Source organism: Mycoplasma sp. CSL7503-lung (assembly GCF_025515455.1).
Classification (GTDB): domain Bacteria; phylum Bacillota_I; class Bacilli_A; order Mycoplasmatales; family Metamycoplasmataceae; genus Mycoplasmopsis.
This window is the reverse complement of the sequence record NZ_JAOPHP010000056.1, coordinates 1-552: the sequence shown is the minus strand read 5'-3', so window position 1 is coordinate 552 and position 552 is coordinate 1. Positions and strand designations below refer to the sequence as shown.

Sequence of the window (552 nt, the reverse complement as noted above, 5' to 3'; positions counted from 1 at the left end):
TAGTATTTCCACCATTTGTATTATTTGAATCAGAATTGCCTGAATTTTCTGCTAAATTATTGTTGCTATTTTGAACATTTTTTTGTTCTTGATCTTTTTTAACTTTATTAGCAGTTAAAACAGATACTGGTATAGCAACTGCAGCAGTAACTCCTGCAATCGTTAAAAGTATTAAATGTTTTTTCATTTTATTTCCTTAAATATTTTTTTATTGCGTTATAAAATCTCTCATATTTAAATTTATAACTTTATAAAATTTATCAAAAAGTTCGTTAAATATGCTTTTTTAATTTAAATATTCATTTTTTTGGTAAAAATATTTATATATTTTTTGTTTTTATAAAAAGGTATAAAATTAATAATAAAAAACTTTTGTTTAAAAAAGTATATTTTTGCCATGAGCAAACTCTTATTTAGTTTATTTTAGCTTTTAATTGAATATTTTATTTTTATATTTAAAAACTTTTGTTTTTTTAATTTAGAAAAATTAAAAAAACATTATCAATATAAAATAGTGTAAAAAACAACAAAAATAAACTTAAAATTTCACTT

The 552-nt window shown here is 18.1% G+C and carries 1 protein-coding gene; it reads right to left on the bottom strand.

What is annotated here, in order from left to right:
* Positions 1-187, bottom strand: a 187-nt coding sequence (locus N9R85_RS03890) for a hypothetical protein (RefSeq protein WP_262858667.1), incomplete at its 3' end; no start/stop codon positions are given.
* Positions 188-552 lie beyond the last annotated feature (365 nt).